This window comes from Symbiopectobacterium sp. (assembly GCF_051710365.1).
In the GTDB taxonomy this organism is placed as follows: domain Bacteria; phylum Pseudomonadota; class Gammaproteobacteria; order Enterobacterales; family Enterobacteriaceae; genus Symbiopectobacterium.
The window spans coordinates 1-8,698 of sequence record NZ_JBPETA010000138.1 but is presented as its reverse complement, the minus strand read 5'-3'; the positions used below and the strand labels follow the sequence as shown (position 1 = coordinate 8,698).

The 8,698-nt window shown below is 52.9% G+C and carries 7 protein-coding genes and 1 pseudogene; 4 read left to right on the top strand and 4 right to left on the bottom strand.

The features are described 5' to 3' along the window. On the top strand, nucleotides 1–214 hold a 214-nt coding region (locus tag ACTBDZ_RS12530), incomplete at its 5' end, for a hypothetical protein (protein WP_438815557.1). Nucleotides 215–707: 493 nt separating this feature from the next. Here ACTBDZ_RS12530 and fumA read toward each other — a convergent pair. Beyond that, a complete protein-coding gene (fumA, locus tag ACTBDZ_RS12525) occupies nucleotides 708–2,351 on the bottom strand; it encodes a class I fumarate hydratase FumA (protein WP_438815556.1) in 1,644 nt (547 codons plus the stop codon). Between the two features lie 597 nt (nucleotides 2,352–2,948). After that, nucleotides 2,949–3,827, bottom strand: coding sequence for a LysR family transcriptional regulator (locus ACTBDZ_RS12520; protein ID WP_438815555.1), 879 nt, complete (start codon nucleotides 3,825–3,827; stop codon nucleotides 2,949–2,951). A 164-nt stretch (nucleotides 3,828–3,991) separates the two neighbouring features. Here ACTBDZ_RS12520 and ACTBDZ_RS12515 point away from each other — a divergent pair, with 164 nt between their 5' ends. Further along, the gene (locus tag ACTBDZ_RS12515; RefSeq protein WP_438815554.1) at nucleotides 3,992–4,492 is read left to right on the top strand and encodes a multidrug/biocide efflux PACE transporter; all 501 of its coding nucleotides are present in this window, start codon (nucleotides 3,992–3,994) and stop codon (nucleotides 4,490–4,492) included. Nucleotides 4,493–4,497: 5 nt separating this feature from the next. Here the strand turns inward: ACTBDZ_RS12515 and ACTBDZ_RS12510 are convergent, their stop codons facing one another. Continuing rightward, nucleotides 4,498–5,202, bottom strand: coding sequence for a DNA-3-methyladenine glycosylase family protein (locus ACTBDZ_RS12510; RefSeq protein WP_438815553.1), 705 nt, complete (start codon nucleotides 5,200–5,202; stop codon nucleotides 4,498–4,500). 173 nt (nucleotides 5,203–5,375) lie between these two features. Between ACTBDZ_RS12510 and ada the strand changes: the two genes are divergently transcribed. Together ada and alkB are read left to right on the top strand one after the other, a co-directional pair. Beyond that, on the top strand, nucleotides 5,376–6,464 hold the full coding sequence (ada, locus tag ACTBDZ_RS12505) for a bifunctional DNA-binding transcriptional regulator/O6-methylguanine-DNA methyltransferase Ada (RefSeq protein ID WP_438815552.1): 1,089 nt from the start codon (nucleotides 5,376–5,378) through the stop codon (nucleotides 6,462–6,464). After that, on the top strand, nucleotides 6,457–7,092 hold the full coding sequence (alkB, locus tag ACTBDZ_RS12500; protein WP_438815558.1) for a DNA oxidative demethylase AlkB: 636 nt from the start codon (nucleotides 6,457–6,459) through the stop codon (nucleotides 7,090–7,092). Before ada ends, alkB begins: the two co-directional genes overlap by 8 nt. A gap of 48 nt (nucleotides 7,093–7,140) precedes the next feature. Here the strand turns inward: alkB and ACTBDZ_RS12495 are convergent. Beyond that, nucleotides 7,141–8,571, bottom strand: a pseudogene (locus ACTBDZ_RS12495) (FAD-dependent oxidoreductase); the annotation flags it as partial. Nucleotides 8,572–8,698 lie beyond the last annotated feature (127 nt).

Below are 8,698 nucleotides of genomic sequence, written 5' to 3'. Positions count from 1 at the left end.
GTTACGGATGGTAACGTGGGGAGTACTCATGCTGATTGGTCTGCAAAAAGCAGTAATAAATTCAGAACTTCAGAATACCGTCAAGTCCCGAAAAAAGAAAAATCAGGTGCGGAATGACGGTTTTATAACAGATCAGATTTTGCATCATACACCTCGGGGAGCTTATACATTCTTATCGCGTTTTACCGCGTTGCCGGTAGTTTATAAAGCCTGACAAAGAATAGCTATAAAAATGTATTTAAAATGCATCTTTAATGGTGGGAGTATGACCGATAAGGGGTTGACGTTCCGCGTCGAATAACGCTGAAGAAGAAGATGGCGCCAGGATGAGCCGCATAGATGCGGCGAAAGCTCCCGCCGCGTAGGGAACGCGTCGGGAGCGGTCCGTCCGGCGACAGATTTTTCTGAAGGCACCGCGAAGCGGCGTTATTCCGCAAAAAGCGCGGGGTCACGGGGTGTGGGCGACTGCACACCCCGTGTCGGGCGCGTGCCACGCGGTTAGCAGATAGAGGCGAACAGGTTCGCGCACGAAATATGACGCCTATGCCTGCATAAAACTCCGTTCATCCTGGCGTTACCCGTTTCCTCTGCGTCATTCAACGCGGGTTAACATCAAAAGATATCTGGTGCGTACGTCATTCAACGCGGGTTAACACCAACAGATGTCTGGTGTGTGCGTCATTCAACTCAGATTAACACCAGAAGTATCAGGCACAGCGAGTGCACTTATTGGACTGGATCACCTGAAAGAAATCATTCCCCTTGTCATCCACCAGAATGAACGCCGGGAAGTCTTCCACTTCGATTTTCCAAATCGCTTCCATACCCAATTCGGGATATTCAACACAGGTCAGGCTCTTGATGCTGTTCTGCGCCAGAATCGCTGCCGGGCCACCAATGCTGCCGAGATAGAAACCGCCGTGTTTATGGCAGGCGTCGGTCACCTGTTGGCTGCGGTTACCCTTCGCCAGCATGATTTTGCTGCCGCCGTTAGCCTGCAACAGATCAACGTAGGAATCCATGCGTCCTGCGGTGGTTGGCCCTAACGAACCAGAAGCATAGCCTTCCGGCGTTTTGGCCGGGCCTGCGTAGTAAATCGGGTGATCTTTGACGTATTGCGGCAATCCTTCACCGTTGTCGATGCGCTCTTTGAGCTTGGCGTGAGCAATATCGCGCGCCACAATGATGGTGCCTGACAGGGAGAGACGCGTGGAAACCGGATACTGAGACAGCGTTTTCAGGATTTGTTCCATCGGTTGGTTGAGATCAATCTTGACCGCTTCACCTTCTCCAGCCTCACGCAGATGCTCAGGAATGTATTTGCCCGGATTCTGCTCTAGCTGTTCCAGCCAGATGCCGTCACGGTTGATTTTTGCCTTGATGTTGCGGTCAGCGGAACAGGAAACGCCCATGCCAACCGGGCAGGAAGCACCGTGACGCGGCAGACGAATAACGCGGATATCGTGAGCGAAATATTTACCGCCGAACTGCGCGCCTAATCCCAGATCCTGTGCGGCTTTCAGCAGTTCATTTTCCAGTTCAACGTCGCGGAAGGCTTGCCCATGTTCATTGCCACTGGTCGGCAACGCGTCATAGTATTTGGTAGAAGCCAGCTTCACGGTTTTCAGCGTGCTTTCCGCTGAAGTACCGCCGATAACAAAGGCAACGTGGTACGGCGGGCAGGCTGCGGTGCCCAGTGAGCGCATTTTTTCTACCAGGAAGTTTTTCAGTTTTTCCGGCGTCAGCAGCGCTTTGGTTTCCTGATAAAGGTAGGTCTTGTTGGCGGAGCCGCCGCCTTTGGTGACAAACAGGAATTTGTATTCCGCCCCTTCCGTACTGTACAGATCGATTTGAGCCGGCAGGTTGGTGCCGGTATTGACTTCCTTGTACATATCCAACGCAGCGTTCTGTGAATAGCGCAGGTTATCTTCAATAAAGGTGTTATACACGCCGCGGGACAGCGCTTCAGCGTCATTGCCGCCCGTCCAGACCTGCTGGCCTTTTTTACCAACGATAATCGCCGTACCGGTATCCTGGCAGGTCGGCAAAATGCCCTTGGCGGCAATTTCCGAGTTACGCAGGAATTGCAGCGCTACGTATTTGTCGTTTTCACTCGCCTCAGGGTCGTGGAGGATATCAGCCACTTGCTGTTGGTGAGCCGGACGCAGCATAAACGATGCATCATGGAAGGCCTGTTGTGCCAGCAGGGTTAATGCCTGCGGGTCGATCTTCAGGATCTCTTCACCTTCAAACTGGGCGGTGGAAACAAAATCGCTGCTGATCAGGCGATATTGGGTGTTATCTTTGCTTAGCGGAAAAGGTTCTTGATAATAAAATGGTTTATTCGACATGTTTTTCTCACTTGCAACAAATTAAAAGAAAGATTCAGTATTCCTTGGAAGATTTTATGTCTTGCATATGGTTATCATTTTTATACCCGTCATACTTCAAGTTTCTGGTGCGTTGGCTGCACTCGTTCACCCGAATCACTTACTTCAGTAAGCTCATCGGGATTAATGAACCTCATCCCTGAGGTTCACCCTACGGGCCAGCGCAGGCGCTGTTCAAATTTGTTCCAGACAAATTTGTTTCTCCCTTGCCGCCTTCCTGCAACTCGAATTATTTAGGGTATATATAGTTATTCAGTTATGCTTTAGCACAATTATCCTGACCATGGTAGGGGTTTCTGGCATCACGTACCACTTTGGTATATCACAGTTTTTGCATCCAATCGGCGGGTTTTTACATCCTGGGCGATAAAAAAACGCAGTGAAAATGGCAAAAAAGCAATAATGCGCCACGTAGGCATTGATGCTTATTATATTGCGTAACTTGTTTAATAAAAATAAGTAAATTTATCGACTTATTTCCCTTTAAATAATGTAGTTTTTTATCGTGCCGATATGAAAATAGTGGGTCTGTAGCGATCTATCAAGGTCTCATCTATTTCAAGACAATGTCGGATCTTTTTGCATCAGCAAATTATCAATCATCCAAAACCCTGCCGGTCCTGGCGGATACTGTTTTGACCACACTACATCCATTTCAATCAGTTGCGGCCAACCTGCCACCGGGAGTTCCACCAACACCTGATGACCAAACTGGGCGACCAACCAGCGTGGCAGGATGCTCCAGCCAAACCCCTGTTCTGCCATTTCCAGCAGCATAAGGTAAGAGGGGGCAGACCAGATAATGCCTTCTTTTGGCTGGCGTTCTGTGCGCGTATAGGTATTCAGATAAAGCTGGCGTACCGTCGTCAACTGCTGCGGTGAGACAGACTGTTGCTGCGCCAATGCATGCTGTGCGGCAACAAAGATGGCCATTTCAGTTTTCACGTGTAGTCGTGAGGCGCTGATTTTTGTCGGATAGTGTGGTTGGGTACGAATCACCCCCATGTGTGCGCGCTGCGTCTGAAGCAGGTCGATGGCATCCTCATCTTCGGCGATCAGACACTCAAACTCGATATCAGGAAAGCGGGCAGAAAACGCGTGCAGCAGGGGATCGTAATGCGCCGCTTTCCACATATCCGACAACACAAAGGTCAGGCGCGGTTCAATACGGTTAGCCAGACGCACCGCCAGCGCATCCAGCGTGTCGCTGGCGGCAAGAATGGCCTGTACGTGCACCCGTACCTTATGACCATCATCCGTCAGTCGCGGTTGGTGCCCGGAACGATCGAACAGCACCAGTCCGAGATCGGCTTCGAGGTTGGCAATGGCCGCGCTCACGGTGGACTGGCTTTTACGTAGCTGACGCGCTGCTGCTGAAAAAGAGCCGGTTTGCGCGGCGGTAACAAAGGCAATCAGGGATTCGGGAGGATAGCGCATCACCGCTCTCTTCTTAAGTCCATCGCTTTTATCGATGGATATTAATTTCACTCTTCTAGTAATAACGATATAACCTGCCATCGTCAAGCGGTGAGGGATTTTCTCCACCGCCTGTTTTGTTAATTGATCCAATACCAAATTGATGAATAAAAGTGTGGTGATGTATGCAATCTAACGCAGCAAAGAGACAAACAACCGCGGTACAACGCCGAAGCGTGGGTGAGCGTGTGTTTCATGCTGTCGGCTATGAAGTGGTTGCCCTATTGATCACGGCACCCATTGGTGCCTGGCTGTTTAACAAACCGCTATTTTCCATAGGCGCATTGGCGATTATGCTATCCAGCATCGCCATGGTGTGGAATATCATCTATAACGCCCTGTTCGATCGCCTGTGGCCGGTATCACGCGTGGCGCGCGGTGCTAAGGTGCGTATCTTGCACGGATTAGGCTTTGAGGGCGGTTTTATCCTGATTGGTCTGCCCGTTGCGGCCTGGATGCTGGGGCTTACGCTGTGGCAGGCTCTGATGGTCGAGATCGGCTTTTTCCTGTTTTTCCTGCCGTATACCGTGGTGTATAACTGGGTATATGACAAACTGCGCGCCCGGTTTATGGCGCGCAGAGACGGTGAGCACGGGAAGTCGCCCGCCGCATCACGCCCCCACTAATGCCATCAGCCTTTGCGGTTGCTGGTTTTCAGGCGGCTTTTGAAATCGGCGTAGTCTGGCATCATCGGGCTGCGCCACAAATACCAGGCGGCGACGGTGCGAAACGGCTGACACGGCAGGCTGAGTTCCGCCAATTCACGGCGCAAGGGTATCGCATCGCGCTGATGCAAATAGCATAACCCTAAGCGGATGCCGAGATCGTCCAGCGGCATAATGTCCATTCGCTCCAATCCATAAATCAGGTACATTTCGACCGTCCAGCGGCCAATGCCTTTCAACGTCGATAACCGTTCGATGAGCGTGTCGTCGTCCATGGTTAGCGCCTGTTCTCGCGTGGGCACCAAACCGTCGCGTGCCCCCTGTGCAATTAAGTGCAGCGTCTCTGCTTTGCGCGTTGAGAAGCCGCATTGGCGCAGCGCGTCTTTCTCACTGGCAGCAATCTGCTCAGCGGAAGGGAATACCTGCCCGTCAGGGCTAAAAGCATCCAACAGGCGGCGGATCATGGCATCACCCGCGCGAGTGGTGAGCTGTTGGTAAGCCACGGCACGCATTAGCGCTTCATAGGGTTCACGATGCGGGTGCGTTTGGTGCTGACATTCGCCGATGTGGTCCAACAGTGCTTGCCAGCGTGGCCCAAGCGTGCGCAGATGTTCGCATGCCAGATGCACGCTCTGCGCCGAGTTCCATAATACCGGCTGCGGGTGTGACATACTTGATCCTGAACGTGAAAGAAAAAGGGTGGGCTTTCAGCATAAAAGAGTGAATCAGGGTTGTCACCCTGCGATGCGTTTCTGGAATGAGAAAGCAAGAATCAGTCAGGTATTTACCAGACGTAACCGGTAGGGTGTGATCTCTGTTGTGACCAGAGACTGCGAGGTGAGTGATGTCGACAAACGCACGCGCTTTTCCTGAGGAAGAACGTGCTCTACGTGAAAATACATGGTGGGATGCCCTGTGCCGACGCGATAAACAGGCTGACGGTCGTTTTGTCTATGGTGTTAAAACCACGGGAATATTTTGCATGCCTTCTTGTGCGTCCCGATTGCCGCTGCGGGAAAACGTGCAGTTCTTTGTGGATGCGGCGCGGCAGGCCGGGTTCCGGCCCTGTAAACGTTGCTGCCCAGGAAACCCGTCCCGTGAGCAACGGCAATGTGCAGCTATTGAGCGCGCCTGCCAACTGATGGCGCAGGCCGAGACATCGCTGACGTTGGCGCAAGTGGCAAAGGCGGTGGGTATCAGCCCCTACCATTTTCACCGGCTGTTTAAAACCCAGGTTGGCGTGACGCCAAAACGTTATGCTACCGCGTTGCGTGGTCAGCGTGTGCGCGCCTTGCTGAACGGTGATGCGCCGGTAACGCAAGCCGCATTGGCGGCGGGTTTTCATTCCAGCGAGCAGTTTTATCAGGAATCTCATCAACTGCTGGGCATGCCGCCGCGCAGTTTTAAACACAAGGGGCAGGGCATGACGATTCATTTTACTATTGGCTCGTGTTCGCTGGGGGCTGTGCTGGTGGCGGAGAGCGAGCGCGGGGTCTGCGCCGTTTTACTGGGGGATGATGCCACTGCATTGAAAAACGAGCTGCACTCTCTGTTTGCCAATGCGACGTTGGTTGAAGGCGATGTGGCGTTTGAGCAACGCATGGCGCTGGTCATCCGCGCTATTGACTCACCGGGCGCGCCGTTGACGTTACCGCTCGATATTCGTGGCACTGCGTTTCAACTGCGTGTCTTGCAGGCTCTGCGAGACATCCCTCGGGGAACCACGCTCAGCTACCGCGATGTTGCTGAAAAAATTGGTCAGCCGGACGCGGTGCGCGCGGTGGCTGGTGCATGCGCCGCCAACCGTCTGGCGGTTATTGTCCCTTGCCATCGGGTTATTCGCACCGATGGGGCATTGTCGGGCTATCGGTGGGGCATCGCGCGTAAACGCCAACTGCTGGAGAACGAGGCTAAAGTATCCCATGATGGATGATCTGTTTGCGCACGAGGGCACACCGCGCTGGACGCAGACGCTGGCACTGGGCGCAGTGGTGTTGCGCGGGTTTGCCGCTGAGAGTGCACCAACGTTAATGCAGATGATTGATCAACTGACGCGCGTGGCCCCGTTTCGACAGATGACCACGTCAGGCGGTTTTGTCATGTCGGCCGCCATGAGCAATTGTGGCTCACTGGGCTGGGTGACGGATGCGCAGGGTTATCGCTATTCGTGCCACGATCCCCTCACGGGAACGCTCTGGCCCGTGATGCCGCTGCTGTTTGCTCAACTGGCGCAACAGGCCGCGCATGAGGCGGGGTTTTCTGACTTTGTTGCCGATGCTTGCCTGATGAATCGCTATGCGGTGGGCAGCCGGATGTCGTTGCATCAGGATAAAAATGAGCGGGATTTCTCGCAGCCGATTGTTTCCGTGTCGCTTGGGTTACCGGCCATCTTTCAGTTTGGCGGTATGCAGCGCAGTGATGCTGTGCAGCGTATCCCGCTGACGCAGGGTGATGTGCTGGTGTGGGGCGGGCCGTCACGCCTGCGTTTTCACGGTGTGCAGGCCATCAAAGCAGGAACGGAGGATTACCGGTTTAATCTGACGTTTCGTAAGGCGGGATAGTGAAAAGAGCAACCTGCCCTTAAAGGCGCAGGTTGCTGGCGAGCAGGATTATTGTTTTTTGAAGTGCATGTAATCTAACGCGCTTTCTGCGGCAATACGGCCTGAGTTCAGGGCGAAACCGAAGGTGCCGCCGCCTAACAGCAGATCGTAAGTGTCGCCGTACATGCCGCCTGCGTCATTACCGGTGACATACAGACCTGGGATAGCATTGCCGTCCTTGTTGATGGCCTGCATCTTCTCGTTAATTTTCACGCCGCCCAGCGTGCCGAGTGCGGCAGGCTGCATTTTAACGGCATAGAACGGCCCGGTTTTCACCGGACGCAGGTAATCCATGTTCTTGTTGAACACTTCGTCACGTTTTTGTGCGGCAAAGACGTTGTTCTGATCGATGGTCTCTTTCAGCACGCTGGCGTCAACGCCCATGGCTTTAGCCAGTGCGTCCAGCGTTTGTGCCTTGTAGACAAAGCCGCGGTTTTTCTGGAGCTCTTTATCAAACTCTTCATCAAACTTGGTGAGCTTGGTGTTAGCGATAACCCATTCACCGATCGGTACGTCGATCCCGTCGTTCACGTAATGTTTACGTGAGGTTTCATCAAAGATGGAGTACATGATGCCGCCCGCTTTGGAGAGCGCATTACCGGAGTGAGGCCAAATAATCACGTTGGATTCATCGGTAAAACGACGGCTATGGGTATCTACCCAAAGATAAGGTTGGCGTGCAGCGGCCAGCATGTGGGAGTTTGGCGCGTAGTCTGGCAGGCCAGGGCGGTAAGCTTGCAGTACGCCCATCCCTTCATCTTTGGCGCCGGCTTTCCAGGCCATTTTGATCACGTCGCCATCTTTACCGACGTTGCCCACCATAATGGTATCCGGGAAGGCGACGTATTTTTGCAGCATCTCTTTGTTGTTGGCATAACCACCGGTGGCGACGATAACCGCTTTGGCATCGATCTGGATGGTGTTGCCTTGCTCGTCTTGCGCCGTCACGCCGGTGACTTTTCCGTCTTTCACGATCAGGTCTTTACCGGCGGTTTTCACCATTGTTGTGACATCCATGTTTTTAAACTGCTCATGGAAGGTTTTGATCAGGAAACGACCATGGCCCGGTCCGTCAATAACGTGCCAGGTCAACATTCCGCCTGGCCCCCCAGGACCGATGTATTCGAACTTGATACCCTTGGATTTCACCCATTCGATGGTATCAGCAGAGCGGTTAACAAACGCGCGAACCACGAACGGGTTGGCCAGCCAGTGGCTGTATTCCATGATGGTTTTGAACGCCATGTCTGGGGTAACGATAATTCCCTAACGTTTTTGCATGGAACTGTTTGCGGCGAAGATCCCTTCCGCAAAATTCCCGGTGCCGCCGACCACACCTTGTTTTTCCAACAGAATAACTTTCGCGCCTTTTTCGGCTGCGGCCATGGTGGCGGATGTGCCTGAAGCCCCAGCACCGATAATCACCACGTCAGCCGTTTTTAGGCTTTGTTGAATAAATAGAAAGTTTGGGTAATCATCGGATCAGATCACCATAGTTGTTTCAAAATCAGGTCTCCATGGCAAAACAAAATTTTAAAATCACTAACTGGCCCTCCTATAACAAGGC

Coding starts and splice junctions, on each gene's coding strand:
- fumA (WP_438815556.1), bottom strand. CDS start 2,351: ATGTCGAATAAACCATTTTATTATCAAGAACCTTTTCCGCTAAGCAAA.
- ACTBDZ_RS12520 (WP_438815555.1), bottom strand. CDS start 3,827: ATGCGCTATCCTCCCGAATCCCTGATTGCCTTTGTTACCGCCGCGCAA.
- ACTBDZ_RS12515 (WP_438815554.1), top strand. CDS start 3,992: ATGCAATCTAACGCAGCAAAGAGACAAACAACCGCGGTACAACGCCGA.
- ACTBDZ_RS12510 (WP_438815553.1), bottom strand. CDS start 5,202: ATGTCACACCCGCAGCCGGTATTATGGAACTCGGCGCAGAGCGTGCAT.
- ada (WP_438815552.1), top strand. CDS start 5,376: ATGTCGACAAACGCACGCGCTTTTCCTGAGGAAGAACGTGCTCTACGT.
- alkB (WP_438815558.1), top strand. CDS start 6,457: ATGGATGATCTGTTTGCGCACGAGGGCACACCGCGCTGGACGCAGACG.